The 26819-nt window shown below is 61.0% G+C and carries 29 protein-coding genes; 16 read left to right on the top strand and 13 right to left on the bottom strand.

Annotated elements, in window-relative coordinates:
• Window positions 1–49 precede the first annotated feature (49 nt).
• The gene (locus FTO60_RS08620) at window positions 50–1549 is read right to left on the bottom strand and encodes a CoA-acylating methylmalonate-semialdehyde dehydrogenase (protein WP_148055580.1); all 1500 of its coding nucleotides are present in this window, start codon (window positions 1547–1549) and stop codon (window positions 50–52) included.
• Between the two features lie 60 nt (window positions 1550–1609).
• Here FTO60_RS08620 and FTO60_RS08615 point away from each other — a divergent pair, with 60 nt between their 5' ends.
• The 3 genes from FTO60_RS08615 to coaD are packed head-to-tail and all read left to right on the top strand — an operon-like array spanning window position 1610 to window position 3559.
• Window positions 1610–2542, top strand: a complete 933-nt coding sequence (locus FTO60_RS08615; RefSeq protein WP_254696761.1) for a LysR family transcriptional regulator — start codon at window positions 1610–1612, stop codon at window positions 2540–2542.
• Window positions 2543–2572: 30 nt separating this feature from the next.
• A complete protein-coding gene (locus tag FTO60_RS08610) occupies window positions 2573–3007 on the top strand; it encodes a CBS domain-containing protein (protein ID WP_148055579.1) in 435 nt (144 codons plus the stop codon).
• A gap of 60 nt (window positions 3008–3067) precedes the next feature.
• Window positions 3068–3559, top strand: coding sequence for a pantetheine-phosphate adenylyltransferase (gene coaD, locus FTO60_RS08605; RefSeq protein ID WP_148055578.1), 492 nt, complete (start codon window positions 3068–3070; stop codon window positions 3557–3559).
• Window positions 3560–3606: 47 nt separating this feature from the next.
• Here the strand turns inward: coaD and gap (FTO60_RS08600) are convergent, their stop codons facing one another.
• The 8 genes from gap (FTO60_RS08600) to tkt form a co-directional block, all read right to left on the bottom strand.
• On the bottom strand, window positions 3607–4611 hold the full coding sequence (gene gap / locus FTO60_RS08600; RefSeq protein WP_148055577.1) for a type I glyceraldehyde-3-phosphate dehydrogenase: 1005 nt from the start codon (window positions 4609–4611) through the stop codon (window positions 3607–3609).
• Window positions 4612–4719: 108 nt separating this feature from the next.
• Window positions 4720–4863, bottom strand: coding sequence for a hypothetical protein (locus FTO60_RS17670; RefSeq protein WP_172623850.1), 144 nt, complete (start codon window positions 4861–4863; stop codon window positions 4720–4722).
• 46 nt (window positions 4864–4909) lie between these two features.
• Complete coding sequence (locus tag FTO60_RS08595) at window positions 4910–5440, bottom strand: helix-turn-helix transcriptional regulator (RefSeq protein ID WP_254696760.1); 531 nt, start codon at window positions 5438–5440, stop codon at window positions 4910–4912.
• Between the two features lie 8 nt (window positions 5441–5448).
• Window positions 5449–5988, bottom strand: coding sequence for a cytochrome b/b6 domain-containing protein (locus FTO60_RS08590; RefSeq protein ID WP_148055575.1), 540 nt, complete (start codon window positions 5986–5988; stop codon window positions 5449–5451).
• A gap of 56 nt (window positions 5989–6044) precedes the next feature.
• Window positions 6045–6293 carry a PepSY domain-containing protein gene (locus FTO60_RS08585; protein ID WP_148055574.1) on the bottom strand — a complete coding sequence of 83 codons (249 nt, stop codon included), beginning with the start codon at window positions 6291–6293 and terminating at the stop codon, window positions 6045–6047.
• 164 nt (window positions 6294–6457) lie between these two features.
• On the bottom strand, window positions 6458–7462 hold the full coding sequence (gene gap, locus FTO60_RS08580) for a type I glyceraldehyde-3-phosphate dehydrogenase (RefSeq protein ID WP_148055573.1): 1005 nt from the start codon (window positions 7460–7462) through the stop codon (window positions 6458–6460).
• Window positions 7463–7634: 172 nt separating this feature from the next.
• Window positions 7635–8189: a DUF4329 domain-containing protein gene (locus FTO60_RS08575; protein WP_148055572.1), complete on the bottom strand. Its 555-nt coding sequence runs from the start codon at window positions 8187–8189 to the stop codon at window positions 7635–7637.
• 21 nt (window positions 8190–8210) lie between these two features.
• Entirely contained in the window at window positions 8211–10229 is a 2019-nt protein-coding gene (gene tkt, locus FTO60_RS08570) for a transketolase (RefSeq protein WP_148055571.1), read from the bottom strand.
• Between the two features lie 304 nt (window positions 10230–10533).
• On the opposite strand from tkt, the gene FTO60_RS08565 reads away from it, so the two are divergent.
• Together FTO60_RS08565 and FTO60_RS08560 are read left to right on the top strand one after the other, a co-directional pair.
• Window positions 10534–11007 carry a hypothetical protein gene (locus tag FTO60_RS08565; RefSeq protein ID WP_148055570.1) on the top strand — a complete coding sequence of 158 codons (474 nt, stop codon included), beginning with the start codon at window positions 10534–10536 and terminating at the stop codon, window positions 11005–11007.
• A complete protein-coding gene (locus tag FTO60_RS08560) occupies window positions 11007–11420 on the top strand; it encodes a cell division protein ZapA (RefSeq protein ID WP_148055569.1) in 414 nt (137 codons plus the stop codon). The genes FTO60_RS08565 and FTO60_RS08560 overlap by 1 nt, the downstream gene beginning before the upstream one ends.
• Before the next feature lie 50 nt (window positions 11421–11470).
• Here the strand turns inward: FTO60_RS08560 and grxD are convergent, their stop codons facing one another.
• From grxD to purL, 3 genes are all read right to left on the bottom strand, one after another.
• Window positions 11471–11833: a Grx4 family monothiol glutaredoxin gene (gene grxD / locus FTO60_RS08555; protein ID WP_148055568.1), complete on the bottom strand. Its 363-nt coding sequence runs from the start codon at window positions 11831–11833 to the stop codon at window positions 11471–11473.
• 69 nt (window positions 11834–11902) lie between these two features.
• Complete coding sequence (locus tag FTO60_RS08550) at window positions 11903–12139, bottom strand: BolA/IbaG family iron-sulfur metabolism protein (RefSeq protein WP_148055567.1); 237 nt, start codon at window positions 12137–12139, stop codon at window positions 11903–11905.
• Window positions 12140–12255: 116 nt separating this feature from the next.
• Window positions 12256–14415 (bottom strand): phosphoribosylformylglycinamidine synthase subunit PurL, encoded by a 2160-nt coding sequence (gene purL, locus FTO60_RS08545; RefSeq protein WP_148055566.1) that lies wholly within the window; start codon window positions 14413–14415, stop codon window positions 12256–12258.
• A gap of 127 nt (window positions 14416–14542) precedes the next feature.
• On the opposite strand from purL, the gene FTO60_RS08540 reads away from it, so the two are divergent.
• The 3 genes from FTO60_RS08540 to FTO60_RS08530 are packed head-to-tail and all read left to right on the top strand — an operon-like array spanning window position 14543 to window position 17444.
• Window positions 14543–15556 carry a pyridoxal-phosphate dependent enzyme gene (locus FTO60_RS08540; RefSeq protein ID WP_148055565.1) on the top strand — a complete coding sequence of 338 codons (1014 nt, stop codon included), beginning with the start codon at window positions 14543–14545 and terminating at the stop codon, window positions 15554–15556.
• Entirely contained in the window at window positions 15553–16698 is a 1146-nt protein-coding gene (locus FTO60_RS08535) for a Xaa-Pro peptidase family protein (RefSeq protein WP_148055564.1), read from the top strand. The genes FTO60_RS08540 and FTO60_RS08535 overlap by 4 nt, the downstream gene beginning before the upstream one ends.
• Window positions 16699–16700: 2 nt before the next feature.
• On the top strand, window positions 16701–17444 hold the full coding sequence (locus tag FTO60_RS08530) for an aspartate/glutamate racemase family protein (RefSeq protein ID WP_148055563.1): 744 nt from the start codon (window positions 16701–16703) through the stop codon (window positions 17442–17444).
• A 176-nt stretch (window positions 17445–17620) separates the two neighbouring features.
• Here the strand turns inward: FTO60_RS08530 and FTO60_RS08525 are convergent, their stop codons facing one another.
• Window positions 17621–18523 (bottom strand): LysR family transcriptional regulator, encoded by a 903-nt coding sequence (locus FTO60_RS08525; protein WP_148055562.1) that lies wholly within the window; start codon window positions 18521–18523, stop codon window positions 17621–17623.
• A 162-nt stretch (window positions 18524–18685) separates the two neighbouring features.
• Here FTO60_RS08525 and FTO60_RS08520 point away from each other — a divergent pair, with 162 nt between their 5' ends.
• From FTO60_RS08520 to FTO60_RS08485, 8 genes are all read left to right on the top strand, one after another.
• Window positions 18686–22102 carry an indolepyruvate ferredoxin oxidoreductase family protein gene (locus FTO60_RS08520; protein ID WP_148055561.1) on the top strand — a complete coding sequence of 1139 codons (3417 nt, stop codon included), beginning with the start codon at window positions 18686–18688 and terminating at the stop codon, window positions 22100–22102.
• A gap of 92 nt (window positions 22103–22194) precedes the next feature.
• Window positions 22195–23097: a lysophospholipid acyltransferase family protein gene (locus tag FTO60_RS08515; protein ID WP_148055560.1), complete on the top strand. Its 903-nt coding sequence runs from the start codon at window positions 22195–22197 to the stop codon at window positions 23095–23097.
• Window positions 23075–23884 carry a glutamate racemase gene (locus FTO60_RS08510; RefSeq protein WP_148055559.1) on the top strand — a complete coding sequence of 270 codons (810 nt, stop codon included), beginning with the start codon at window positions 23075–23077 and terminating at the stop codon, window positions 23882–23884. The genes FTO60_RS08515 and FTO60_RS08510 overlap by 23 nt, the downstream gene beginning before the upstream one ends.
• A 52-nt stretch (window positions 23885–23936) precedes the next feature.
• On the top strand, window positions 23937–24962 hold the full coding sequence (gene argC, locus FTO60_RS08505; RefSeq protein WP_148055558.1) for an N-acetyl-gamma-glutamyl-phosphate reductase: 1026 nt from the start codon (window positions 23937–23939) through the stop codon (window positions 24960–24962).
• Entirely contained in the window at window positions 24962–25408 is a 447-nt protein-coding gene (ccmE, locus tag FTO60_RS08500; protein ID WP_148055557.1) for a cytochrome c maturation protein CcmE, read from the top strand. The genes argC and ccmE overlap by 1 nt, the downstream gene beginning before the upstream one ends.
• 56 nt (window positions 25409–25464) lie before the next feature.
• The gene (locus FTO60_RS08495) at window positions 25465–26076 is read left to right on the top strand and encodes a holin-associated N-acetylmuramidase (protein WP_148055556.1); all 612 of its coding nucleotides are present in this window, start codon (window positions 25465–25467) and stop codon (window positions 26074–26076) included.
• Window positions 26067–26624, top strand: a complete 558-nt coding sequence (locus FTO60_RS08490) for a holin family protein (RefSeq protein WP_148055555.1) — start codon at window positions 26067–26069, stop codon at window positions 26622–26624. The genes FTO60_RS08495 and FTO60_RS08490 overlap by 10 nt, the downstream gene beginning before the upstream one ends.
• Window positions 26614–26817, top strand: coding sequence for a hemolysin XhlA family protein (locus tag FTO60_RS08485; protein WP_148055554.1), 204 nt, complete (start codon window positions 26614–26616; stop codon window positions 26815–26817). Before FTO60_RS08490 ends, FTO60_RS08485 begins: the two co-directional genes overlap by 11 nt.
• Window positions 26818–26819: the final 2 nt, after the last annotated feature.

Below are 26819 nucleotides of genomic sequence, written 5' to 3'. Positions count from 1 at the left end.
TTGCGCTTTGACGCAAGGCGCGGATCAGCATTGACCCGCGCCTTGCTGCTTATTCCATCACGGGGATCGAAAATTCACCGCCCTCTTTGATGCCCGAGGGCCAGCGGGCAGTGACGGTTTTGGTCTTGGTGTAGAATTTAAAGGCGTCCGGCCCGTGCTGATTGAGATCGCCAAAGGCGGATTTCTTCCAACCGCCAAAGGTATGATAGGCCAGTGGCACGGGGATCGGCACATTGATCCCGACCATGCCCACCTGCACACGCGAGGCGAAATCGCGCGCAGCGTCACCGTCGCGGGTGAAAATCGCGGTGCCATTGCCATATTCGTGGTCGGTGGCCATCGCCAGCGCGTCCTCATAGGTTTCGGCGCGCACGGTTGACAGGACGGGGCCGAAAATTTCCTGCGTATAGATGTCCATATCCGTGGTCACATGATCAAACAGATGCGGGCCGACGAAAAAGCCGTCTTCATAGCCTTGCAGGTTGAAATTGCGCCCGTCCACGACCAGTTTCGCGCCCTGATCGATGCCGGTCTGCACCAGACGTTCGATATTGGCCTTGGCGGCAGCCGTCACCACAGGGCCATAATCCACATCATTGCCCGCCGTGTAGGGGCCGACTTTCAAGGCCTCGATCCGCGGCACCAGCTTGTCGATCAGGCGGTCGGCAGTGTCATTGCCCACGGCCACGGCCACCGAAATCGCCATGCAGCGTTCGCCCGCCGCGCCGTATCCGGCCCCCACCAGTGCATCGGCGGCCTGATCCATATCGGCATCCGGCATGATGATCATGTGGTTTTTCGCGCCGCCAAAGCACTGCACGCGCTTGCCGTTGGCACAGCCGCGCCCGTAGATATATTCTGCAATCGGGGTGGACCCGACAAAGCCGACCGACATGATGTCAGGATGATCGAGGATCGCATCGACGCTGTCCTTGTCGCCGTTCACGACCTGCAAGATGCCCGGTGGCAGGCCCGCTTCTTCCATGAGTTCAGCCAGCATCAGCGGGACCGATGGATCGCGTTCGCTTGGTTTGAGGATAAAGGCGTTGCCGCAGGCGATGGCAGGGGCAAACATCCACATCGGGATCATCGCCGGAAAGTTGAACGGCGTGATGCCGGCACTGACGCCAAGCGCTTGTTTCATCGAATAAATATCAATTCCCGGGCCCGCGCCATCGGTGAATTCGCCTTTCAGCATTTGCGGCGCGCCGATGCAATATTCGACCACTTCGAGCCCGCGCTGCACGTCGCCTGCCGCATCGGGCAGGGTCTTGCCGTGTTCGCGCGACAATGCCTCGGCGAGCTTGTCCATATCGCGGTTCAGCAGGGTCACAAATTTCATCATCACCCGCGCGCGGCGCTGCGGGTTCACGGCGGCCCATGCGGGCTGAGCGGCGGCGGCGATCTTGACGGCCTTGTCCATTTCGGCAGCCGTGGCCAGTGGCACTTTGGCCTGCACCTCGCCGGTGGCGGGGTTGTAGACCTCGGCGAAACGGCCTGACGTGCCTTTGACATGCGCGCCGCCGATGTAATGGGTCAATTCTTGCATGGGATCCTCCTTGGGTTGCGGGGATCATAGTCTTGCATTTTTGTCGTGAAAAGCACCAGTATGGCAAATTGGTTTTGCAATATTGCAGGTATGGCGATGAACTGGGATGATGTGCGGATATTCCTGGCTGTGGCACGCGCGGCCAGCCTGACCGGCGCAGCCCCGGTGCTGCGGATGGATCCGGCGACCCTGGGGCGGCGGATTGCGCGGCTCGAGGATTCCGTCGGTGGCGCATTATTTGTCAAATCGCCGCAAGGGTATGCACTGACCGACCTTGGCGCGCGCCTGCAAGACCACGCTGCACGCGCCGAGGATGCCCTGACCCCCGCGCTGCATGCCGGTGAGGGACAGGGTAGTTTGACCGGGCAAATCCGGATCGGTGCGCCTGATGGCTGCGCCAATTTCCTGCTACCGCAGGTCTGCGCCGCGATCCAGTTGGACAACCCTGCGCTTGATATTCAGGTGCTGGCGCTGCCGCGCGTTGTGAACCTGTCCAAACGCGAGGCCGACATGGCGATCACGGTCAGCCCGCCCAATGCGGAACGGTTGTCGGTGCAAAAGATCACCGACTACCACCTGCATTTGGCTGCAGCAAAAGGCACGCAATTTCAAACGCTTGCGGATATTCGCGGTGAGCGGATCGTTGGCTATATCCCCGATATGATCTTTGACAAGGAACTGGATTACCTGGGCGATATCGGTGCCAAGGCCGTGCAATTGGCGTCAAATTCCGTGTCTGTTCAACTGAATATGCTGCGTCAGGGCGGCGGTGTGGGGATCGTGCATGACTTTGCCATGCCCTTTGCGCCCGAGCTGCAATTTGTGCTGCAAGACGCCCTGTCACTGACCCGCGCATTTTATCTGGTGCGGCATCTGTCGGACCGGCGCTCGGACCGGTTGACCCGTTTTGCGGACCTTTTGATCGCGGGGGTGCGGCGTGAAGTGGCACATCTTGAAGCACAGGCGCGCTTGACAGCGGGGGGCAAAAGCTAGGACGCTGGTAAAAAGCAAAAGGAGACCGTCATGATCGTGCAACAAATTCTGAAATCCAAGGCTGATACCGGCGTCTTGACACTGAGGCCCGGCGCGCTGGTTTCCGATGCGGTTGCGGTCTTGTCCGAAAAACGGATCGGCACGATCGTGGTGTCCGAAGGGGGGCAGACGCCCGATGGCATTTTGTCGGAACGCGATATCGTGCGCGAACTTGGCAAGCGTGGCGCGGGCTGCATGAACGAACCTGTCAGCGCCCTGATGACGGCCAATCCGGTGACATGCGGGCGCGACGACAGCGCTGATAAGGTCTTGGAAATGATGACAGAAGGGCGGTTCCGCCACCTTCCCGTGATGCAGGACGGCGTCATGGTCGGGCTGATTTCCATCGGTGATGTGGTCAAGGCGCGCCTTGCAGAACTGTCGATGGAAAAGGACGCGCTGCAAGGCATGATCATGGGCCACTAGCCCTTGCATTCCCGCGCGCAATAATGTTGCGTGCCACCTGACATCAATCGGAGGTGCGCCATGCGCGTTGGGCTTTATCCCGGCACATTTGACCCCGTCACCAACGGGCATATGGATATTATCCGCCGCGCCTGTTCGCTGGTGGACCGGCTTGTGATCGGCGTGGCGATCAACCGCGACAAGGGGCCATTGTTCACCCTTGAAGAACGCGTGGCGATGATCGAGGCCGAGTGTGGCACCATTGCCAAGGAAACCGGCACCGACATCGTGGCGCATCCGTTTGACAATCTGCTGATCGATTGCGCCCATGACGTGGGCGCCGGGGTGATCATTCGCGGGCTGCGGGCTGTCGCGGATTTTGAGTATGAATTTCAAATGGTTGGAATGAACCGTTCACTTGATAATTCGATCGAGACGGTGTTCCTGATGGCGGATGCGAAAAATCAGGCAATTGCGTCCAAACTGGTCAAGGAAATCGCCCGTCTGGGCGGGGATGTGGCGAAATTCGTGCCACCTGCCGTCAAATCGGCCCTGACCCAGCGTCTGTCATAAGGCCGCCCCCAAGGACGACCTTAGCTTTGCATCATATCCCGTTGATTTTACAGGAATGATCCCATCTTCACCGCCGTGTCAGCCATACGGTTCGAAAAGCCCCATTCATTATCATACCACGTCAGGATACGGCACATGTTGCCGTCCATGACCTTGGTCTGATCGGTTGCAAAGATGCTGGAATGGGGATCGTGGTTGAAATCAACGCTCACCAGTTTCTTGTCGGTAAAGCCGAGGATCCCCTTGAGGGGGCCGGCATTGGCCGCAGCGCGGATCAGATCATTGATTTCATCAACCGTGGTGTCACGCTTGGTTTCAAAGGTCAGGTCGACGACCGACACATTGGGCGTTGGCACGCGGATCGCAACGCCATCAAGGATACCGTCAAGTTCGGGCAGAACAAGGCCCACGGCCTTGGCGGCACCGGTGCTGGTGGGGATCATCGACAGGGCCGCGGCGCGGGCGCGATAAAGGTCCGTGTGCATCGTATCAAGGGTCGGCTGATCACCGGTGTAGCTGTGCACGGTGGTCATGAATCCACGCTTGATACCGATCGCGTCATTGATCACCTTTGCCACCGGGGCCAGGCAGTTGGTCGTGCAGGAGGCGTTGGACACAACGATATCCGCCGCGCTAAGCAGGCCGTCATTCACGCCGTAAACGATTGTTTTATCAGCGTCTTTGCCGGGGGCCGAGATCAGAACGCGGCTTGATCCGTTTTCCAGGTGGGCCTGACAGGCGTCCTTGCTGGTAAAGATGCCGGTGCATTCCAGCACAATATCCACATCCGCCCAGGGCAGATCGGCGGGGTTGCGCAGTGCTGTGACCTTGATTGGGCCGCGCCCCACGTCGATTGTGTCTTCGGTGGTGGTGACGGGGTGGGGAAAGCGGCCATGAACACTATCATATTGCAGCAGGTGCGCATTGGTTTCGACGGGGCCAAGATCGTTGATCGCCACGACGTCGATATCGGTGCGCCCGCTTTCAATGATCGCGCGCAGCACGTTCCGGCCGATCCGTCCAAATCCGTTGATTGCTACTTTGACTGACATGGTTCTGCCCTCGCTTTGAGAAACTGCAACGTCCGCGCCAGCATAGCGGGACTGTTGGCGCTAACATCGCCATTTTACGCCAAAGGTCAACCGCAGATCAACGCAACTCTAGCGCCAGATGGCGAGGTATTCGATCAGGGCCAGCAATTCACGCAACAGGAACAGGCCAGCCCCGATCCCGAGCACGAAACGGTCAAGGACAAAGAAAGCGACGATCAGCCCAAGTAGCCAGATTGCGATTTTGTTGGTCATGGCGCAGTGTTAGCCGCGCGCCACCACAAGGGGAAGGGGCGATCGCTCAGGGCAGGCTGGTCGCGCCCGCGGGCAGGGCTGGGTCGGGGGCGGTAATCAGGTCCGTGCCTGTCAGATCCTCGATCAGCAGGCTGAGCAGTTCACCGCGATTTGCCACGCCAGCCTTGCGATAGATTGCGTTCAGGTGCGATTTGATCGTCCCTTCAGCCGAGCCGCGATACTGCGCGATCTCGCCAATCGAAAACCCTTTGACGGTGAAATGGGCCACGTCTGCTTCGGATGGGGTCAGGGACCAGGCGGCGAATTGTGCCTCGATCACGTCATGAAAGGCGCTGGCTGCCACGGAAACCTGCCGTTCAAGATGGCTTTTGCGGCGCAGCAACGCCACGAGATAGCGGGCTTCGATGATGACCGCCAGGATCAGCGCGATGGCCGCCACGGCCTCGACCACGAAATGCCAATCCGACAAGGCCCAACGGCCCAGAGACAGGCCATCAGAAATGACATCCCAAAGGAAAAACCCCGCAGTTACAACCTGCGCGGCAATCAGCAACAACAAGGCGAAAGGCTTTTCCATGACCCTCATCATGGCACGATCTTAGCGTCTTTGGGCACCTTTTTCACACCCGTAACCATTGCCTGCGGCAAATTCACGCCCGTGCGGCGGCTTTCCCAGATCACGGCGGCGATATGCGCGGCGATAGAAATCTCGGCCCAGACGACAAGCGCTTCGTGGCTGTCCTCGACCCATCCAATGCCCCAGAATGCATTGGTTGTCAGCATGTAGCCGGTCGCGCCAATCGCGGCGAGAGTGACGAGCAGGTTGAAAATCATCAAGGCCCCCAGCGGGGTATGACCCAAGTGAACCGCGCGCCGACCGGTCGCGATGTCGGTCATTTGATCGGCGATGGCCGCAGCAGTGGGCGCAAAGCTAGTGAAACGCGCCATTTTGGGCCCGACCATCCCCCAGACAAGGCGGAAGGCAATAAGCCCGACGACAATGTAACCGATGATTTCATGCAGTTTGCTTTCGTCATCGGTAAAGAACGCATTGGCCGTAAAGGTCACGACAAGCGACCAGTGAAACAAGCGCAAAAGCGGATCCCAAACGCGGTGGCGGGTCATGATCTGTCCTTTCTGAAAAAATGGGGCGCGGGATGTTGGCCCGCGCCCCTCTGGGGTCAATCGTCGATCTTGGTGCGCACGATGTTGTAGGCATCGTCAAGATAAAGCTCGAAACGCTGACCATCCTTGAGCGCATAGACCTCGATCATGCCGTCTTCCATTTCGATCTGGCGCACTTCGTAGCCCTGTTCGGTCAGGGTCGCGCGGATCTGTGCCTGCACGTCTTCGCTGATCATGCCGTCATTTGAGGCGGCGGCAAAAGTGGCGGGAAGACTGATTGCGGCGGCAAGAAGAAGTTGTTTCATGGTATCGACCTTTCCTGGTTTGGCGGGCCAATGGGCGCGCCTTGTGTCCAAGACATGGTCGAAAGATATGCGCCGCGGAATCCGACTGCGGTTCGAGAACAGCCAGATTAGCCTTTGGTTTAGGGGCTACAACTTTGGTTCAGGTGCAACCCGGCGCGCCTGCATTAATGCAGCAACCGCCCCATCGCGCCCGCCACATCTGCCATCCGCGCGCTAAAGCCCCACTCGTTATCATACCACGCCAGCACCCGCACCGTGCGCCCGCCCACGACCTTGGTCTGATCTGGGGCAAAGATGGTGGAATAGGGGGTGTGGTTGAAATCAATGCTGACCTTGGGTTCTGGATCATAGGACAGGACGGCGCCCATGTGACCGGCGGCCGCCTCGGCGACGATGGCGTTCACATCGGCGACGCTGACGTCGCGCGCGGCCTCGAATGTCAGATCAACGGCGCTGACATTGGGGGTGGGGACGCGCATGGCGGTGCCGTCCAGTTTGCCCGCCAGTTCCGGCAGCACTTCACCCAGGGCCTTGGCGGCGCCGGTGCTGGTGGGGATCATCGCCATCGCGGCGGCGCGGGCGCGGTAAAGGTCATCGTGGCGACGGTCCAGCGTTGGTTGGTCACCGGTATAGCTGTGGATCGTGGTCATGATGCCGCGCTCGATGCCGATGGCGTCGTTCAGAACCTTGGCCAGCGGGGCAAGACAGTTGGTGGTGCAGGACCCGTTCGAAATCATCCGCTCGTCGGCCAGCATCGCGCGATGGTTCACGCCGTAGACAACGGTGCGGTCCACATTCTTGGCCGGGGCCGAGATCAGGACTTTTTTCGCGCCGCGCGACAGGTGAACGGCGGATTTTTCGCCGTCATTGAATTTGCCCGAACATTCCAGCACCACATCGACGCCGCCCCAATCCAGTTCCTCGGGGTTGTAGGTCGACATCATGTCAATCGGGCCGCGCCCCAGATCAAGCGCGCCGTCGCGCACGGTGACGGTGCCGCCAAAGCGGCCATGCACAGAGTCATAGCGTAGCAGGTGCGCGTTGGTTTCCACGGGGCCGGTGGCGTTGATTTTGACGACCTGCACATCGTTGCGCGCCGATTCAAAGATATGCGCCAAAGTGCAGCGGCCAATCCGGCCAAACCCATTGATACCCACAGTGACCGTCATGAAATGCCCTCGCTTGCCGCTTTTGATCTTGGCTGCGGTATAGGGGGTGACGGGGGGCGGACCAAGGAAAAATGTGATATTTGCCAATACGTTAGCGATAACAGTGCCGCATTGCAGCACGTTGGCGCTAACAGTTTTACGCAGGGTCGCGGATTCGCGGCGCGGGTCGGTGTTAAAACGAATCTGCGCGCGCGTGCAGGTCCGGCAAGCTATAGCCGGGGCGGATGTTTGCCTCGTCCTCGGGGACAAAGCCGGGATCGACCAAAATACAGCCGCGGCCACAGACCTGCACGGTGTTACGGTCGCTGAAATCGACGCGCCAGACCCGCCCGCCGGGGGTGGCGACATAGCCGTTCAAACCGAACTCCCAATCAGACAGCAGATCAAGATCCGACGGCACTTCGTTGTCGTAATCCGGCCCATAGGCACCGTGGGTGTGATAAGTGGCAAAGATACCCGATCCTGCGCGCGGGGCGTCCATCTCGCAGGTGGCAAAGGTGCCACCGCGCGGTGGGGTGGCGGTAATTTGCCCGTCTGGTTGCAGCACGAAAAAGCCGCATAATTCGCGCCTTTCGCGAAAGGATTGCGCCTGAATGGTATCAAGAAAGGCCACGGCAAAGGCATCGGCGCGTGCTTCGTCGGGCGCGCGTGCGGGGCCGTAGGCTGGCAGCGCGGCGCAGCCGGTCAGCGCCAGCAGGAGCAGGGGAACGAAGGCTGCGGATGTCATGGCTTCGCTCCCCCTTTTTGTCTAGCCCAGCAGGGCCTTGACCTTGTCGGCGGTGGCCTGCGCCGTGATCCCGAATTGCGCGAACAATTCCGGTGCGGGTGCCGAGGCCCCGAAGCCGGACATGCCGACAAAGCCTGCCTTGGCTTCGCGGCCGCGTTCACCCAGCAGCCATTTGTCCCAGCCAAGGCGCACGCCAGCCTCGACCGCGACCCGCACGGGGCCGCCGGGCAAGACACGCTTGCGATAGCCGTCGTCCTGGGCCTCGAACAATTCCCAGCAGGGCATTGATACCACACGGGTGCCGATACCTTCGGCTTCGAGGATATCGCGGGCCTCCATCGCCACGGACACTTCGGACCCGGTTGCCATCAGAATCGCCTGACGCTTGCCCGATGAATCCGCCAGCACATAGGCCCCCTGGGCGGTCAGGTTCTTGTTCTTGTGATCATGGCGCAGGGTCGGCAGCCCCTGACGCGACAGTGCCAGCACCGAGGGCGAGGTTTTCGCAGTCAGCGCGCATTCCCAGGCTTCGGCCACCTCAACGGCGTCAGCGGGGCGGAACACATGCATGTTGGGCGTGGCGCGCAGCATCGCCAGATGCTCGACCGGCTGGTGGGTCGGCCCGTCTTCGCCAAGGCCGATGCTGTCGTGGGTCATGACGTAAACCGTTGGCACGGCCATCAGGGCCGACAGGCGCATCGCGCCGCGTGCGTAATCGGTGAAACACATGAAGGTGCCCGAATAGGGGCGGATGCCACCATGCAGGACCATGCCGTTCATCGCCGCCGCCATACCGTGTTCGCGGATGCCATAGTGGATAAAGCGGCCTGCGCGGTTGTCGGGGTTGAACACGCCCAGATCGCCGGTCTTGGTATTGTTCGATCCCGTCAGGTCAGCCGAGCCGCCGACAGTTTCGGGCATGATCGGGTTGATGACTTCCAATGCCTTTTCCGAGGACGACCGGGTCGCCATTTTCGGGGCGCTCTCGCTGAGCTGTTTTTTCAGCGCCTTGATGGTCGCTGACAGTTTCTTTGGCGCATCAAGCGCAAAGGTGCGATTGAAATCATCCTGTTTTGATTTCGGCAATTTGGCAAAGCCGGATTCCCACGCGGCGCGGGCCGTAGCGCCGCGTGCGCCCATTGCCTCCCACTGGGATTTCACATCTGCGGGAATTTCAAACGGACCATAGGGCCAGCCATATGCGTCCTTGGCGGCCTGCAATTGCGCCGCGTCAGTCAGCGCACCGTGCCCCTTTGAGGTATCCTGCGCGGCGTGGCCCAGGGCGATATGGGTCTTGCAGGCAATCATCGAGGGGCGCGGATCGGCCTTGGCGGCGGTGATTGCGGCGTCAATCGCCACGGGGTCGTGGCCATCGATGGATTGCACGTGCCAGCCGGATGCCGCGAAACGGGCAGGCTGGTCGGTGATATCGGCCAGATCGACCGTGCCGTCGATGGTGATATTGTTGTCGTCAAAGAACACCACCAGTTTGGACAGCTTCTGCATACCGGCAAGGCCGATCGCCTCTTGGCTGACGCCTTCCATCAGGCAGCCGTCACCGGCCATGACATAGGTGTGGTGGTTGATTGCTTTGGATCCAAATCGGGCGCGCAGGATTTCTTCGGCGATGGCAAAGCCAACCGCATTGGCGATGCCCTGACCCAAGGGGCCGGTGGTGGTTTCAACGCCGCTGGCATGGCCATATTCGGGGTGGCCTGCGGTGATCGCGCCCCACTGGCGGAAATCCTTGAGCTGTTGCAGCGTCATATCCGCGTAACCCGTCAGGTGCAGCAGGGAATACAGTAGCATCGACCCGTGGCCCGCCGACAGGATGAACCGGTCACGATCCGGCCAGTTCGGGGCCGTTGGGTCAAAGCGCAGGTGGTTTTCAAACAGGACCGTCGCGACATCAGCCATACCCATCGGCATGCCAGAGTGGCCGGAATTGGCAGCGGCCACCGCGTCCAGTGTCAGGGTGCGGATGGCAGCGGCTTTCATCCAATGCTCGGGGTGCGCTTTGCGCAGGGCGTCAATATCCAAAGGTGCGGTCCTTATGCCATGTGGTGTTGCTAGGGTCATAGCAGGCACCCCCCCAAGATCAAGCGTGGCTTGTGGGTTGCTTCAAGGTCGCGGGCTAAGGGCTTATTCTGCAAGGGATATGCACATTTGCGAGGCAGGCTGCGATGGCTTACGCTTTGCACCAACCGACGCGATTCGCAAAGGCAACACCGGTGTTGCGGGCCTGACTGCCATTTGGCGGTGCCTGTGACGGCAGTGACCCAAGCGTCGGCAAGATGTTCGCATGTGCCGCATTGGCAAAGCGGACCACAAGAGGGACGGGCATATGAGCGATATAGGCGAACTTGAAGGGCGGATTTCAGCCGCGCTTGACCGGATTCGGCGGGGTGTCGAAGGCGGCGGGGCGATGGCCGCGGACACGGGCGAAGTTGACAAACTGCGTGACCAGCTGGCGCAGGAAAAGGATGCCAATGCGCAGCTTGAAGCGCGGGTTGCGACCCTCAAGGACCGGCAGGACGGGCAAATCAGCGCCATGAACGACGCCGTCGAGGGCTATCGCAAGACGGCCGAACAGACTGACCGTGACTTGCAGCGCCTGCGGCAAGTCAACGCCGAACTGCGCGATATCAACGATCAATTGCGCAAGGCCGCAAGCGAAGGAGTTGCGGAACCACATCTGATCAACAAGGCGATGCTGGCCGAATTGGAAGCCCTGCGCGCCAGCCGCGCTGCGGACATCGCCGAGGTCGATGCGGTGCTCAATGAACTCAAGCCCCTGATTTCAGAGGAGGGCGCGTAATGCCACAGGTCGAAATTTCCATCGGTGGCCGCACCTTCGAGGTCGCCTGTCAGGAGGGCGAGGAGCATTTCCTGCACACCGCCGCGAATATGCTGGATATCGAGGCAACCAGCCTGTCCACCCAGATTGGCCGGATGCCGGAATCGCGGATGCTGCTGATGTCGGGGCTGTTGCTGGCTGACAAGACGGCTGCCTTGGAAGACAAGGTGCGTGACGCGGAGCGGCGGGCGGCGGATTTGCAGGCCGAGCTTGACCGGATCCAAGCGCAGGGCGCGCCCGAACCGGTGCGCGTCGAGGTGCCGGTGGTTCCGGTCGAGGTGACTGACACACTGGCCGAACTGGCGGCGCGGGCCGAGGCTTTGGCCGACACGGTCGAGGACAGGTTTGCCCAAGGCTCCAGCGCCGAATACTAGGGCGTAAGAACGGGCGGTGACTGGATGCAGTCGCCGCCCGTATTTTATCGTCAGTCGGCGTTGGCTTCGCGGATCTTGTCGGCGGCTTCTTTGTTGAACGCCACACCTTCTTTTTCCAACAGCGTGTCAAGTTCACCCGACAGGGTCATTTCGGTGATGATATCACAGCCGCCGACAAATTCACCTTTGACGTAAAGCTGGGGCACGGTTGGCCAGTCGGAATAATCCTTGATGCCCTGGCGCAGGGCTTCGTCGGCCAGCACGTTTACATCGGCAAATTCAACGCCCATGAAGTTCAGCACGCCCGCCACGCGGGATGAAAACCCGCACTGGGGCATTTCCTTGGTGCCTTTCATGAACAGCACCACGTCATTGGTGGTCACGGTCTCTTTGATCTGGGTTTCAGTGGTCATATCGTTTTCCTTTCGGGTGGCAGAGTTTCGTCTAAACTCTGTGCGCAAATCTTTGATGAAGATTTGGCGTTATTCGGGGGCTTTCGTCGTCAAAGCCAATGCATGAAGTTCGCCGTTGCTACCGTCCATCTTGCCCTTGAGGGCGGCATAGACGGCGCGTTGTTGTTGCACGCGGTTCTGCCCGCGGAAGCTTTCGTCGATCACTTCGGCGGCGAAATGTGTGCCGTCATCGCCCTGCACGTTGATTTTCGCGTCAGGAAAGCTGGCGCGCAGCAGGGTTTCGATTTCGTGTGCGGTGATCGCCATGGTGTGCCTCGTGTCTATGGTTGAAATGTAGGGCGGCGGCGGGGTGGCTGCAAGCACCGGTCGCGCGGGGTGATTTGCAGGAGCCTCCGGCGGGAGTTGTATTGGCCAAGATGAAGTCAGCCTATGGCGTCATGGAACCCCGCGCGATAGATCGCCACGAGGTCGGCAAGGGGGGCGGAGGACGCGCCGATGCGCAGATCGGTGCCGCCAAAGCGCCCGACGGTTGCGATTGGCACATCCGCGTGACCAGCGGCGACCATCAGCGCCTCGGCCTTGTCAAACGAACAGGCCACAAGATAGCGCGCCTGATCCTCGCCAAAGCAGAACGGGGTGGTGTCGTCATCGAGCGTGACGCCCACATTGCCTGCCTCGGCCAGTTCAAAGGCCGCGAGCGCAAGGCCCCCATCGGACAGGTCGGTGCAGACGTCGATATTGGCGCGGTTGGCGCGGATGAAATCGCCGTGGCGTTTTTCGGCTGCCAGATCGACGGCGGGTGCATCGCCTTCTTCGCGGTTGAATACTTCGGCCAGCAGGGCCGATTGCCCAAGGTGGCCTTGGGTTTCGCCGATCAGCAGCGCCACGTGGCCTTCGCGCACTGTGCCTGCGATCAGGTCGTCGCCGTGTTTGATCAGCCCCACCGCGCCGATGGTCGGTGTGGGCAAGATGCCAGTGCCGTCGGTTTCATTGTAAAGCGATACATTGCCCGACACGATCGGCATATCAAGGGCGATGCAGGCCGCGCCGATGCCTTTGATCGCGCCGACGAATTGCCCCATGATTTCAGGCTTTTCAGGGTTGCCAAAGTTCATGTTGTCGGTCGTTGCCAGCGGCGTTGCGCCCACCGCAGTCAGGTTGCGATAGGCCTCGGCCACGGCCTGCGCGCCGCCTGCTTCGGGGTTGGCCTTGACGTAGCGGGGCGTCACATCGCTGGTAAAGGCGATAGATTTATCGGTGCCATGCACCCGCACGATCCCGGCGCCAAGGCCCGGCGTGCGCAGCGTGTCGGCCATGACCTGGCTGTCGTATTGTTCATAGACCCATTGTTTGCTGGCGTAGTTGGGCGAAGCAAGCAGCGCGCGCAGCCCGTCGATGGCGTCGATATTGGGCACATCGGCAAGCGGGGTCGCGGCGGGGGTTTCCACCCAGGGCCGGTCGTATTCGGGGGCCGAACCGGACAGGGTCGCCAGTGGCAGGTCGGCCTTGACCACATTGTTGTGCATGACGATAAAGCGGTCTTCGGCGATGGTTTCACCGACGATGGCAAAGTCGAGATCCCATTTTTCGAACACGGCGCGGGCCTCTGCCTCGAGTTCGGGTTTGAGGACCATGAGCATGCGTTCCTGACTTTCCGACAGCATCATTTCATAGGCTGTCATATTGTCTTCGCGTTGCGGCACGTCTTCGAGGGTGAGTTTGACACCCAGCCCGCCCTTGTCGCCCATTTCCACGGCTGAACAGGTCAGGCCCGCCGCGCCCATATCCTGGATCGAGATCACGGCCCCCGTGGCCATCAGTTCCAGTGTGGCTTCCATCAGCCGCTTTTCGGTGAAGGGGTCGCCGACCTGCACGGTGGGGCGCTTTTCCTCGATCGTGTCATCAAATTCGGCCGAGGCCATCGTTGCCCCGCCAACCCCGTCGCGCCCGGTTTTAGCGCCCAGATAAACCACGGGCATGCCCACGCCCGATGCGGCCGAGTAGAAAATCTTGTCCGTATCTGCAAGGCCCGCCGCAAAGGCATTGACCAGACAGTTGCCGTTATAGGCGGGGTGAAACCTGACTTCTCCGCCCACCGTCGGCACGCCAAAGCAATTGCCGTAACCGCCAACCCCTTCGACGACACCATGCACAAGCTGGCGGGTCTTGGGGTGGTCGGGTGCACCGAATGACAGGGAATTCATCGCCGCGATCGGGCGCGCGCCCATCGTGAACACATCGCGCAGGATGCCGCCCACGCCGGTGGCCGCGCCCTGATAGGGTTCGATATAGCTGGGGTGGTTGTGGCTTTCCATTTTGAAGACAACGCATTGCCCGTCACCGATATCAACGATCCCGGCGTTTTCACCGGGGCCGCAGATCACTTGGGGACCGGTCGTGGGCAAGGTGCGCAGCCACTTTTTCGAGGATTTATAGGAACAGTGTTCGTTCCACATGGCACTAAAGATGCCCAGCTCGGTAAAGGTGGGCTCGCGGTCGATAATCTCAAGGATGCGGTCGTATTCGTCGGGCGACAACCCGTGGGCTTTGATCAGATCGGGTGTAATGGCCGGCTCTTGCATGGTGACTCGTTCCTTGGGGCGCTTGGGGTCGGTTCTTAGTCCAAGGGCGCGGGCGGGGAAAGGGGGCGTCAGCGCAATTGACCCTCGCGGCGCAATCGGGTGTGCTGTGGCAAACGAGGGGTAAGAGATGACAGCAGTTGAAAACAGGTATCGCGGCCAGGGGCTGTCGCTGGGCGTGCCCCAGCCAAGCATTGATGCGGGCGCACCTGCCGCCCTTTTGGCGCGCTGTCCCGAAGCGGCGCAGACGCCGCTGCACAGGGCGGATGCGATTGCGACACAGGCGGGCGTGACGCAGGTTTGGGTCAAGGATGAACGCACCCGCATGGGGCTGGGCAGTTTCAAGGCACTGGGGGCGGCTTATGTCATTGCCCATGATGCCTGCGTTGACGGGCTGGACATGGTGCGGCGTTGTTATGTCACGGCAAGTGCGGGCAATCACGGGTTGTCGGTTGCAGCAGGTGCGCGTGTGTTTGGCGCGCGCGCCGTGGTCTATCTGGCGGATACGGTGCCCGAGAGTTTTGCGCAGCGTTTGCGCGCCCAAGGTGCGGATGTGGTGCGCGCGGGCGCGATCTATGAAGAGAGCATGGCGGCGGCGTCACTGGCCGCTTTGGACAACGGCTGGGAGCTGTTGTCAGACAGTTCCTGGGCGGGATACGTGGAAATCCCGCATCGGTTGATGGAGGGTTATCTGGTGTTGGCGGCGGAAATCGCCGCGCAGATGGACCGGCCCCCGACTCATGTGTTCTTGCAGGCCGGTGTCGGCGGTTTGGCGGCTGCCACAGCGGCTTATCTGCGCCATGTCTGGGGGGATGCGCCGCGCATGATCGTGGTCGAACCCGCGGCGGCTCCGGCCTTGCAGGCCGCGATCATGGCGGGTCAGTTTGTGGCGACCAGCGGTCCTGCATCCTGCATGGGACGGCTGGATTGCAAGGAGGCGTCCTTGATTGCCTTGCAGGGGCTGAGCCGGGACGCCGACTGTTTCATGACGATTTCCGAGGAGGCAGCGCAGGCGGTCTTGCCGCCGCTGGCGGAGGCGGGGCTTGCGACATCGGCATCGGGCGGGGCGGGGCTGGCGGCGCTGATGACGGCGGGCCTTGATCCATCCGCACGGGTGCTGTGCATCCTGAGCGAGGAACCATGAGGCCCGCGCGCGGATTTGATGTGGCTGAATATCGCGCCCGCGTGGCGCGCGCGCAGTCGGCAATGGCGGCGGCTGGCCTTGGTGCCTTGTTGCTGACGACCGAGGCGGATCTGCGGTATTTCACCGGGTTCCTGACGCGGTTTTGGGAAAGCCCGACGCGGCCCTGGTATCTTGTGGTGCCTGCGCAGGGCGATCCGATTGCGGTGATTCCGTCGATTGGCGCGGCCCTGATGGGCAAGACCTGGATCAGCGATATCCGCACTTGGGTTGCGCCGGATTTATCCGACGACGGGGTGACGCTGTTGATTGCGACCCTGCAAGAGGTGGGCGGCGATATCGGCACGCCATTCGGGTTGGAAAGCCACGCGCGGATGCCCTTGGCGGCGCTGGCACAGGTGCAGCAGGGCGTGACCCTGCGAAGTGATCAGGGAATCGTTGCGGGGCTGCGCGCGCTGAAATCCCCGGCTGAGATTTCCAAGATCACCGCCAGTTGCGCCATCGCAGGGCGGGCCTTTGCCCGTGTGCCTGAAATCGCCGGTGCGGGCGTGGCGCTGTCACAGGTGTTTCGTGATTTCCAGCGCTTGTGCCTTGAAGAAGGGGCCGATTGGGTGCCCTACCTTGCGGGCGGCGTCGGGCGGTTGGGCTATGACGATGTGATCTCGCCCGCGACGGATGAACCTTTGGCGCAGGGTGATGTCCTGATGCTGGACACCGGGTTGATCCGCGACGGGTATTTTTGCGATTTCGATCGCAATTATGTGGTCGGCGCGCCTGATCCTTTGGCCGCTGATGGCTATGCCTGTTTGCTGGCGGCCTGTGATGCGGGCCGCGCGGCGGCGCGGGTGGGGGCCAGGGCCGCAGATGTGTTTCACGCGATGAATGCCGTGATTGCGCAGGGGCCGGGGGTGGCGGGCACGGACCCCGGGCGCTTGGGGCACGGGTTGGGGATGCAACTGACAGAAGGGCTGTCGCTGATTCCCAGTGATCAGACAAGGCTGGCAGCAGGTATGGTGATCACGCTCGAACCGGGGATCACGCTGCCCGGGGGCGGCTATCTTGTGCACGAGGATAATTTCGTGATCGACCCGCAAGGCGCGCGCCAGATTTCGCCGCCGGTCTGGCCGCAACTGCAAGGGATTTGAACATGGAACAGGCATTTGATTACGCGCTGGCCCCGTCGCTGGGCCATCGGGCTACGCTGGGGCTGATCCTGCTGGCCGCAGATGAGACGCTTGAACATGAAATGCGCAGCGTCTTGGGGGTGCAGGATGGGGTCGCGCTACATTGCAGTCGCGTTCCCAGTGCGCCCGATGTGAGCCGCGAAAGCCTGGCCATGATGGAAAGCCAACTGCCTGCGGCGGCGGCACTTTTGCCCGATACGGATTTTGATGTGATCGGCTATGGCTGCACCTCGGGCACATCGGTGATCGGTGCCGCGAAAGTGGTGCAGATGGTGCAATCCGGGCGTAGGACGGCAGCGGTGACGGACCCTTTGACGGCTTTAATTGCCGCCTGTAATCATTTGAATTTACATAATATTGCGCTGCTAACCCCCTATGTTATCGAGGTCTCGCAGGGGCTACGTGACGTGTTGGCTGATGCGGGGGTCGCCACACCGGTCTACGGATCGTTCAACGAGGCCGAGGAAGCGCGCGTGACGCGCATTGATGCGTCCTCGCTGATCCACGCGGCGACAACGTTGGGCCAAAGCCCGGACGTGGACGCGGTGTTCCTGTCCTGCACCAATCTGCGCACGCTTGATGTACTGCCGCTGATCGCCGCGCAGATCGGCAAGCCGGTGCTGTCCAGCAATCAGGTGCTGATCTGGCAGATGGCGCGGTTGGCGGGGATCAGCCTGGATTTGGCGCGGTTCGGCCCGGCGCTTTGACAGAAAAAAGCCGGGCACTAAGGCCCGGCGAAGTCCAACAGGGAGGTTGAAGTGATGCGCTTCTCAGCATCATCGCCTTCGAAAGATGAAATAGGTGGCGTTTCTGAAACGATCAACCCCTTGCAGGCGTGCGAAACGGCAAAGCCGATATGCAATTTTTGCATGGCTGGTCGGGGCTAGTCGTCATCATCGCGGGCCTTGCGGCGCTGCGCGGTGATTTCCTCCTGAATGAAATCGCGAAATGCGGCGATACGTTTGGATTGGCGCAATTCTTCGGGATAGGCGAGGAACACCGGCACTTCACCGCTTTCGACTTCGGGCAGGCAGCGCACAAGGCCGGGGATGTCCTTGGTCACGTAATCGGGCAGAACCCCAACCCCAAGGTCCGAGCGCACAGCCTGCAAGACACCGAAATAGTTGTTGACGTTCAACCGTTTGGGCGCGTCATAGCTGAGCAGCAGTTGCACCAGTTGAGCCCCCGCGGAGACCTGTGCGGAATTGGGGTTCTGGCAGATCAGGCGGTGATTGCCGATATCTTCCATGTCATCAAGCGGCCCTTCGCGATCAAGGTAGCCTTGCGAAGCATAAAGCCGCATGCGCACCGACATCAGCCGCTTGCGGATCAAATCGGCCTGACTGGGTTCCTTCATGCGGATGGCGACATCGGCCTCGCGCATGGGCAGGTCAAGCACCCGTTCTTCAAGCATCAGGTCGATATTCAGGTCCGGGTATTTTTCATAAAGCGCGGGCAGGCGCGGCGCGAGCCAGAGCGTGCCGAATCCGGTCGTCGTGGTCACGCGGAGTTCGCCAAATACTTCTTCTTTGCTGTCGCGAATGCGCGCGCTGGCGGATTCCAGACGCTTGTTCATGGATTTTGTCGCATCGAACAGCAATTCGCCCTGCTCGGTCAGGATCAGCCCGCGCGCGTGCCGGTGAAACAGGGTGGTGTTGAGCGATTCTTCCAGTGCGCGCACCTGCCGTGACACAGCCGATTGGCTGAGGTGCAGGATATCACCGGCGTGGGTCAGGCTGCCCGCATCCGCGACCGCGTGAAAGATTCGTAGTTTGTCCCAGTCCATTCCGACACCATTGTTCTGTTGTTCCCGCTTGCGCTTTACGCATGTTACCTAGCGCATTTGCACGGGTTCAAACAGGTGTGACAGGGGAATTTTCTGGTTTGTAGGTCAGTATTTTTGACCTATAGTTTCTTCAAGACGTTCTAACCGCATGGGAGGTGCGTGATGGGCCGGCAAGATATTTCGCTGAATGACCGTTATGATCTGGGCAAATCGCCAGTGTTGCTGAACGGCACGCAGGCGCTTGTGCGCCTGATGTTGATGCAGCGCGCGCGCGATGCGGCGGCGGGGTTGAACACAGCCGGATATGTCACAGGCTATCGCGGGTCGCCGCTTGGGTCCGTCGATATGCAAATGCAGCGCGCCGAAAAGCTGTTGGCCCAATCGCTGATCACCTTTCAGCCGGGTTTGAACGAAGATCTGGCCGCGACAGCCCTGTGGGGCAGCCAGCAGGCCGAATTGCGCGGTGAAGGCAAATACGATGGTGTGTTTGGCCTGTGGTATGGCAAGGGGCCGGGGATTGATCGCTCGGGCGATGTGATGCGCCATGTGAACATGGCAGGCACCGCGCCCCACGGCGGGGTGATCATGGCGATGGGTGATGATCACACGGGCGAATCTTCGACAACCCTGCACCAGTCCGATTGGGCGATGGTCGATGCCTATATGCCGATCGTATCGCCTGCGGGCGTGCAGGAAATTCTGGATTACGGCGCCTATGCCTATGCGCTGTCGCGGTTTGCCGGGGTTTGGGTCGGCCTGAAAACCATGAAGGACACGGTCGAGGTCACATCGGTGGTTGATGGTGATCCCCACCGGATGCAGTTTGTCACGCCCGATCTTGATCTGCCCGAGGATGGGTTGAACATCCGTCTGATCGACACGCCCGTCGCCCAAGAGGCGCGGATGATCGATCACAAACGCTTTGCCGCCGAGGCGTTCAGCCGCGCCAACAACATGGATAAACGGGTCTGGGGACAGGCGGGTGCGCGCATCGGGTTGGTCGCCGCGGGCAAGAACTGGCTTGATCTTGTCCATGCGCTTGATCTGCTGGGGATCGACGAAGAAACCGCCACACGGCTGGGCATCACGACCTACAAGGTCGGGCAGGTCTGGCCGCTGGATATGGTCGGGTTTCATGACTGGGCCGAGGGCCTCGACCTGATTGTCGTCGTCGAGGAAAAGCGCAAACTGATCGAGGTGCAGGTCAAGGAAGCGCTGTTTGATGATCGCGCGGGGCGGCGCGTTTATGGCTGGCACAAGGGCAATTCCTATGTGAACGGGCGGCGCGAGGAGCTGTTCCCGACCCGCTATGCGCTTGATCCGGTGATGATCGCGCAAAAGCTGGGCGAGGTCTTGATCGCTGAAGGGTGCGAGACGGACCGGCTGCATGCAGGTCTGGAGCAGATCGTTGCGGCGCAAGGCGCTGATAATGCACGCGATATCGTGGCGCGGCGGCCCTATTTCTGTTCCGGATGCCCGCATAACACCAGCACCAAAGTGCCCGAGGGCGATCGTGCCTATGCTGGCATTGGTTGTCATTATCTTGTGCAATGGATGGACCGGAACACCATTGGATATACGCACATGGGCGGCGAAGGGGCCAATTGGGTCGGCGAGGCGCCGTTTTCCACCCGTGATCATGTGTTCCAGAATATCGGCGACGGCACGTATAACCATTCGGGCGTGCAGGCGATCCGCTTTGCGGTGATGGCGGGGGTGAATATCACCTACAAGATCTTGTTCAATGACGCTGTGGCGATGACGGGCGGGCAGGGAAATGACGGTGGTTTGACGGCCGATCAGATTTGCCGTGAATTGCTGGCGATGGGGATTAAGAACGTCGCCTTGGTTTATGATAAAAAAGAAGAAATTGATTTTTCACTGTTTCCGGCCGGGATCACCCGCGATCCGCGCGAGAACTTGAATGAAGTTCAGGAAAGATTACGAAAAATCAAGGGTGTATCAGCCATCGTTTATGTGCAGACCTGTGCCGCCGAAAAACGCCGCCGTCGCAAGCGCGGGGCTTTTCCCGATCCCGACAAACGTGTGTTCATCAATACAGATGTTTGCGAAGGCTGTGGCGATTGCGGGGTGCAATCCAACTGCGTGTCGATCGTGCCGGTGGACACGGAACTGGGGCGCAAGCGGGCGATTGATCAGTCAAGCTGCAACAAGGATTATTCCTGTGTTCAGGGGTTTTGCCCCTCGTTTGTGACGGTTGAGGGGGCGCAGCTTCGCAAGGAGGCATCGGCGGAACTCGTGCTGCCCGACATGCCCGACCCGACGCTGCCCGCGATTGAAGGCACTCATAATATCGTCATCACAGGGGTGGGCGGCACCGGCGTTGTGACCATCGGCGCGGTGCTGGCGATGGCGGCGCATATTGATGGCAAGGGTGCGAGCATGATGGAAATGGCGGGGATGGCGCAGAAAGGCGGCGCTGTGCATCTGCATTGTCGTCTGGCCGATAACCCTCGCGATATCAATGCGATACGGGTCGCTTTGGGGGAATGTGATACCTTGATAGGTGGCGATCTGGTGGTGTCGGCGGGGGCGACGACCCTGGGCCTGATGCAGGCGGGGCGCAGCAAGGCTGTCGTCAATTCCCACGCGATCATGACCGGTGATTTCACCCGTGACACCGAATTTCGCATCCCGACCGATCAACTGGCCCTGGCGCTGCAGGCGCGGCTGCGGGACCGGCTGGTGATGTTTGACGCCAGTGATCTGGCCGCGAAGGCGATGGGCGACAGCATTTATTCCAATATGATGGTGTTTGGGGCGGCCTGGCAAATGGGCGCGGTGCCCCTGTCGGGCGATGCGATCCGGCAGGCGATCGTCCTGAACGGCACCGCGGTGGCGCGCAATCTGCGCGCCTTTGAAATTGGCCGCTGGGCGGTGTTGCATCCTGAAGATGCGGCGCGACTGGCGCAGGCGGATGTGGTGCCGTTGCCCAAGACGCTGGATGAAAAGATCGCCTTTCGCGCGGATCATTTGCTGGCCTATCAGGGGCCGAATCTGGCCGCGCGCTACCGCGATCTGGTGAGGCGGTTTGCCGATGATGATCTGCGCGAGGCTGTGGCCTTGGGCTATCACAAGCTCTTGTCTTATAAGGATGAATACGAGGTTGCGCGCCTGCTGACCCAAACCCGCGCGCGGGCCGAGGCCGCGTTCGCGGGCGATTTGAGGCTGACCTATCACCTTGCGCCGCCGATCCTGACAGGCAAGGGGCCCGACGGGCGCCCCAGAAAACGGGCGTTCGGGGGCGTGTTCGCCAGATTATTCCCGCTGCTGGCGCGCCTCAAGGGCCTGCGCGGCACCGCGTTTGATCCTTTTGGCTACACCCGCGAGCGCAAGATGGAGCGTGCTTTGATCGCGCAATACGAGGGCGACATGGCCGAGGTTCTGGCCACCCTGCGCCCCAATACCCGCGACGCCGCGATTGCGCTGGCGGCCTTGCCGTTGCAAATCAAGGGGTTCGGCCCCGTCAAAGCCAAGGCGGCGCAGGCCGCAGCCAAACGGCGCGCAGAATTGCTGGCCGTTTTGCGCGCGCCTGAAACGCGGGCGGCGGCACAGTGAATTTTCGTGTCACGTCGGTGTAATGCTTTGTGGTTATCCATGTGGCACAGGCCTATACCTGCCCCGGGAGCAGTCCAGAAACCAAGGCAACAATGACCCAAGACCGCAGTGCCCGCGAGATCAGTTATGCCAGTTCGGCGGCCACGCGGGGCGGGCGCGCCGTGATCCGCGTCATGGAAAACACCACCGGCCGGTTGCGCCTGATCCGCAAGCTGCGCGGTTCGGACGCTGAAGTGGCGCAGGGGGCTGATTTCTGGCAGGTGATCACGCAGCGTTACGGGTTGGATTTGAACGTGATCGCTGGCGATCTGAATGATATTCCCGCGAATGGCCCGCTGGTTCTGGTGGCCAATCACCCCTACGGCATTCTTGACGGGCTGATGCTGGGGTGGATCCTGTCGCAACGCCGTGGCGGTGATTTTCGCATTCTCGCCAATGATGTGTTTTGCAAATCCCCCGATCTTGCCCGGGTGATCCTGCCGATCAGTTTTGATGATACCAAAGCGGCCGCGAAGCTGAACCTTGAAACCCGGGCCGAGGCGCTGCGCTATCTGGCGGCGGGCGGCGCGATCGGGGTTTTTCCCGGCGGCACGGTGTCCACCTCGGCGCGCCCGTTTTCGCGCGCAATGGACCCAAGCTGGCGAACATTCACGGCCAGGATGATTACCAAAAGCGGGGCGACGGTGGTGCCGGTGTTTTTTGCCGGGTCTAACAGCCGCCTGTTTCAGCTGGCCAGCCACATACACAGCACCCTGCGTGTAGGCATGTTGATTCGCGAATTTCGCAGTCGGATGGGGCAGCCGGTGGATGTGGTTATCGGGCGCCCGGTGACGGCGGCGGCCCTGGCCCCGTTCTGTCATGACGCCAAAGCATGCATGGATTTCCTGCGCAAAGCCACGTATGAGCTTTCTCCAACGCCCGTGGCGCCTGAAGCGCTGGGGCACGAGTTTGACAGCAAGCAAAGGGCACGTGATGGCGGTCGGCATATTCGATAGCGGATTGGGCGGGTTGACGGTTCTGGATGCGTTGCAGAAACGCCTGCCGGACGTGCCGTTCATGTATTACGGCGACAACGCCAACGCGCCCTACGGGGTGCGCGATGCCGATGATGTGTTCGCCCTGACCAAGGCTGCCGTTGAACACCTGTGGGACAACGGGTGCGATCTGGTGATCCTCGCCTGCAACACCGCAAGCGCCGCCGCCCTGCGCCGCCTGCAAGAGGGCCATGTCCCCCCCGGCAAGCGTGTGCTGGGTGTGTTCGTGCCGCTGATCGAGGCGTTGACCGAACGCCAGTGGGGCGATAATTCCCCGCCGCGCGAGGTGGCGATCAAACATGTGGCGTTGTTTGCGACCCCCGCGACGGTATCGTCGCGCGCCTTCCAGCGCGAATTGGCGTTTCGTGCGATCGGTGTCGATGTCGAGGCGCAGGCCTGCGGTGGTGTTGTCGATGCGATCGAGGACGGTGATCTGATCTTGGCCGAAGCGCTGGTGCGCAGCCATGTGGATGCCCTGAAACGCAAGATGCCCAGCCCCGATGCGGCTGTGTTGGGCTGCACTCATTATCCGCTGATGGCGGATGTATTCCAACAGGCGCTGGGGCCGGACGTGCGGGTGTTTTCGCAGGCCGAACTGGTTGCCGAAAGCCTGGCTGATTATCTGGGCCGTCGCCCCGAAATGATCGGGAGCGGACAAAGCGCCTATCTGACCAGCGGGAAACCTGCCAAGGTGTCGGACCGCGCCACGCAGTTCCTGCGCCGCGAAATCACTTTTACCGCAGCCTGAGGCAATCCGCGCGTTGAAGCGGGGTCAAAGACCCCCTAAATCTGGAGCAGTCATGACCAAAACGATCGCCATTCTCGGGGCCTCGGGTTACACAGGGGCCGAGCTTGTCCGCATCATCGCGGGCCATCCTGACATGGCGATAGTGGCCCTGTCGGCGGATCGCAAGGCGGGCATGGCTATGGGCGATGTATTTCCGCATCTGCGCCATCTGGACCTGCCGGTACTGCAGCGCATGGACGAGATCGATTTCAGCGGGATCGATCTGGCCTTTGCGGCCCTGCCACATGGGTTGACCCATGCCTTTGCCAAATCGATGCCTGATCATTTGAAACTGGTGGATCTGTCGGCGGATTTCCGGCTGCGTGATGCGGCTGCCTACAAGAAATGGTATGGGCTGGATCACGGGGCGATGGAATTGCAGCCCGATGTGGCCTTTGGCCTGCCGGAATTTTACCACGACGAAATTGCGCGAGCGCGCATCACGGCCAACACGGGCTGCTATGTGGCGACGACCCTGTTGCCGCTGATCCCGCTGTTGCGGGCCGGTGTGATTGCGCCCGAGGGTATCGTTGTTGACGCAAAATCGGGCGTGTCAGGCGCCGGGCGCGCCGCGAGCGAGGCGATCCTGTTCGCCGAAGTCAACGAAGGTTTCAAGGCATATGGTGTCGGCGCGCACCGGCATATGGGCGAGCTGGATCAGGAGTTGTCGCTGGCGGCGGGCCAGTCTGTGATTGTCAGCTTCACGCCCCATCTGGTGCCCATGACGCGCGGGATGCAGGCGACGATCTATGCGGCAGGCGACGCGGCGCAGGTGCATGCCACGCTGGTCGCGGCCCATGAAGATGCCGCCTTTGTCGATGTGCTGCCCTTGGGCGAGGTGCCGCAGGTGCAGCATGTGCGCGGATCGAACCGGTGCCGGATCGGCGTTGTGGCGGACCGCATGGCGGGCCGCGTGATCGTGATGTCCGTGCTGGATAATTTGATGAAAGGTGCATCAGGGCAGGCCGTGCAAAACGCCAACCTGATGCTTGGTCTGAAAGAGGAGGCGGGTCTGATGATGGCACCGATGTTCCCGTAATGCGCGGGCTTAAGAAACAGCGACGGATACAGGTTATCGTGCTGGCGTTCGTGGCGCTGGCGGGGGCGACCGCCCTGATCGGCTGGGGGATGTCGGACGGGATCAACTATTTCCGCTCGCCCAGCGAGGTGATCGCCGCGCCCCCCGGCGAAACCGAATTGTTCCGCATGGGCGGGCTGGTGGCCGAGGGCAGCGTTGTGCGCGGCACCGGCACCGAAGTCCGCTTTGTCGTTACCGATGGCGGGGCCGATGTTCCGGTGACCTTTACCGGTATTCTGCCGGACCTGTTTGAGGAAGGCCAAGGCATGATCGGGCAGGGCCGCTATGTTGACGGCACCTTTGAAGCCGTTGAAATCCTTGCAAAACACGATGAAACCTATATGCCAAAGGAAGTCATCGACGCCTTGCAGGAACAGGGCGTTTACCAGACACCGGACGGTAGCTAGACCCCGCATTAACGTTTGCACGCCAGATTTTGCCCCGCATCAACGTGGGGCAAATCATGCAGGACGTATACCAAATCGCGCAACAGATCGTCGCCCGCGAGGGCGGATATGTGGATGATCCCGATGATCCGGGCGGCGCGACCAATTTCGGCGTGACAATCGGCACGATGCAGCGCCTTGGGCGTGATCTGACGGGCGACGGACGGGTTGATGCGGCGGATGTCGCGGCCCTGACCCGGGATCAGGCGGTAAGGATTTTCGTGCAGCATTATTTTGAACGCCCGCGCATCGGCGAACTGCCGCAGGTGCTGCAGGCATCTGTCTTTGACATGTATGTCAACGCGGGCGCCAATGCGGTCAAGATATTGCAGCGCCTTTTCAATGACATGCGCATCGAAGTCGATGTGGACGGCGTGATCGGCCCGCAGACGATTGCCGCCGCATTTCGGGCCGAAGCCGCCGCACCTGATCATCTCGCCGATGCCTACGGGATCGCGCGGCGCAACTATTACTACGCCTTGGGCGATGCCCGCCCGGCAAGCCGCAAATATGCGCGCCGCCGCGATGGCGGCAAGGGCGGCTGGATCATCCGGGCCGAGGAATTCATTTCGCCGCGCTATCAACTGACGGATGCCGCACACCGTGCACGGGTGGCCGCATGGGGCTGATCGAACGGATTTTCAGCGCCGTGTTCGGGGACGGGCGCAATGTGATCGTTGAAACGGCAGAAGTGTTCCGTGAAAACGCCGAAGCTGCGGGACAGCGCGGCGCTGATGTGAAGCAGCAGGCGATGCGCCAGTTTGCGGCGGAGTTTGCCACGCCGCGGCGCGGAATTTTTGATCGGCTGGTTGACGCGCTCAACCGGCTGCCGCGCCCGTTGCTGGCCTTTGGCACGCTGGGGCTGTTCGTCACGGCGATGGTCAATCCGATCTGGTTTGCCAGCCGGATGCAGGGGATTGCGCTGGTGCCTGAACCGCTTTGGTGGCTGATGGGGGCAATCGTCAGTTTTTACTTTGGCGCGCGCCATCAGGCCGTGGGCCAGCAATTTCAACGCTCTATCGCGGAAACCGTGTCCCGGGCGAGCGAGGTGACACGCAACATTCGCGCGCTTGATGCGCTGGGAGCGGGGGCGCAGCTTGCGCCGACCGATCCTGTTGATGCCCGCACTGATACCAACCCCGCGCTGGCAGATTGGCAGGCGCGCGATGACGGATGACTGGATGCGCGAAGTGGAAAAACGGATCGCGAAACTGGAAATGCAGGCCGCAATTGAATCGGTGCATCGCGCCAATGTCGAACAACGCCTGACGGCGATCGAGGACACGTTGAAATGGCTCGTGCGCCTGATTATCGGCACCTTGCTGATGGCCGCGATCGCCTATGCGCTGCGCGGCGGACTAACGCTTTAAGG

Origin of the sequence: Octadecabacter sp. SW4, from assembly GCF_008065155.1 — a bacterium.
GTDB lineage: Bacteria > Pseudomonadota > Alphaproteobacteria > Rhodobacterales > Rhodobacteraceae > SW4.
The sequence above is the reverse complement of the archived record's forward strand: the minus strand, read 5'-3'. Positions and strand labels throughout refer to the sequence as shown.

Coding starts and splice junctions, on each gene's coding strand:
- FTO60_RS08620 (WP_148055580.1), bottom strand. CDS start 1,549: ATGCAAGAATTGACCCATTACATCGGCGGCGCGCATGTCAAAGGCACG.
- FTO60_RS08615 (WP_254696761.1), top strand. CDS start 1,610: ATGGCAAATTGGTTTTGCAATATTGCAGGTATGGCGATGAACTGGGAT.
- FTO60_RS08610 (WP_148055579.1), top strand. CDS start 2,573: ATGATCGTGCAACAAATTCTGAAATCCAAGGCTGATACCGGCGTCTTG.
- coaD (WP_148055578.1), top strand. CDS start 3,068: ATGCGCGTTGGGCTTTATCCCGGCACATTTGACCCCGTCACCAACGGG.
- gap (WP_148055577.1), bottom strand. CDS start 4,611: ATGTCAGTCAAAGTAGCAATCAACGGATTTGGACGGATCGGCCGGAAC.
- FTO60_RS17670 (WP_172623850.1), bottom strand. CDS start 4,863: ATGACCAACAAAATCGCAATCTGGCTACTTGGGCTGATCGTCGCTTTC.
- FTO60_RS08595 (WP_254696760.1), bottom strand. CDS start 5,440: ATGGAAAAGCCTTTCGCCTTGTTGTTGCTGATTGCCGCGCAGGTTGTA.
- FTO60_RS08590 (WP_148055575.1), bottom strand. CDS start 5,988: ATGACCCGCCACCGCGTTTGGGATCCGCTTTTGCGCTTGTTTCACTGG.
- FTO60_RS08585 (WP_148055574.1), bottom strand. CDS start 6,293: ATGAAACAACTTCTTCTTGCCGCCGCAATCAGTCTTCCCGCCACTTTT.
- gap (WP_148055573.1), bottom strand. CDS start 7,462: ATGACGGTCACTGTGGGTATCAATGGGTTTGGCCGGATTGGCCGCTGC.
- FTO60_RS08575 (WP_148055572.1), bottom strand. CDS start 8,189: ATGACATCCGCAGCCTTCGTTCCCCTGCTCCTGCTGGCGCTGACCGGC.
- FTO60_RS08565 (WP_148055570.1), top strand. CDS start 10,534: ATGAGCGATATAGGCGAACTTGAAGGGCGGATTTCAGCCGCGCTTGAC.
- FTO60_RS08560 (WP_148055569.1), top strand. CDS start 11,007: ATGCCACAGGTCGAAATTTCCATCGGTGGCCGCACCTTCGAGGTCGCC.
- grxD (WP_148055568.1), bottom strand. CDS start 11,833: ATGACCACTGAAACCCAGATCAAAGAGACCGTGACCACCAATGACGTG.
- FTO60_RS08550 (WP_148055567.1), bottom strand. CDS start 12,139: ATGGCGATCACCGCACACGAAATCGAAACCCTGCTGCGCGCCAGCTTT.
- purL (WP_148055566.1), bottom strand. CDS start 14,415: ATGCAAGAGCCGGCCATTACACCCGATCTGATCAAAGCCCACGGGTTG.
- FTO60_RS08540 (WP_148055565.1), top strand. CDS start 14,543: ATGACAGCAGTTGAAAACAGGTATCGCGGCCAGGGGCTGTCGCTGGGC.
- FTO60_RS08535 (WP_148055564.1), top strand. CDS start 15,553: ATGAGGCCCGCGCGCGGATTTGATGTGGCTGAATATCGCGCCCGCGTG.
- FTO60_RS08530 (WP_148055563.1), top strand. CDS start 16,701: ATGGAACAGGCATTTGATTACGCGCTGGCCCCGTCGCTGGGCCATCGG.
- FTO60_RS08525 (WP_148055562.1), bottom strand. CDS start 18,523: ATGGACTGGGACAAACTACGAATCTTTCACGCGGTCGCGGATGCGGGC.
- FTO60_RS08520 (WP_148055561.1), top strand. CDS start 18,686: ATGGGCCGGCAAGATATTTCGCTGAATGACCGTTATGATCTGGGCAAA.
- FTO60_RS08515 (WP_148055560.1), top strand. CDS start 22,195: ATGACCCAAGACCGCAGTGCCCGCGAGATCAGTTATGCCAGTTCGGCG.
- FTO60_RS08510 (WP_148055559.1), top strand. CDS start 23,075: ATGGCGGTCGGCATATTCGATAGCGGATTGGGCGGGTTGACGGTTCTG.
- argC (WP_148055558.1), top strand. CDS start 23,937: ATGACCAAAACGATCGCCATTCTCGGGGCCTCGGGTTACACAGGGGCC.
- ccmE (WP_148055557.1), top strand. CDS start 24,962: ATGCGCGGGCTTAAGAAACAGCGACGGATACAGGTTATCGTGCTGGCG.
- FTO60_RS08495 (WP_148055556.1), top strand. CDS start 25,465: ATGCAGGACGTATACCAAATCGCGCAACAGATCGTCGCCCGCGAGGGC.
- FTO60_RS08490 (WP_148055555.1), top strand. CDS start 26,067: ATGGGGCTGATCGAACGGATTTTCAGCGCCGTGTTCGGGGACGGGCGC.
- FTO60_RS08485 (WP_148055554.1), top strand. CDS start 26,614: ATGACGGATGACTGGATGCGCGAAGTGGAAAAACGGATCGCGAAACTG.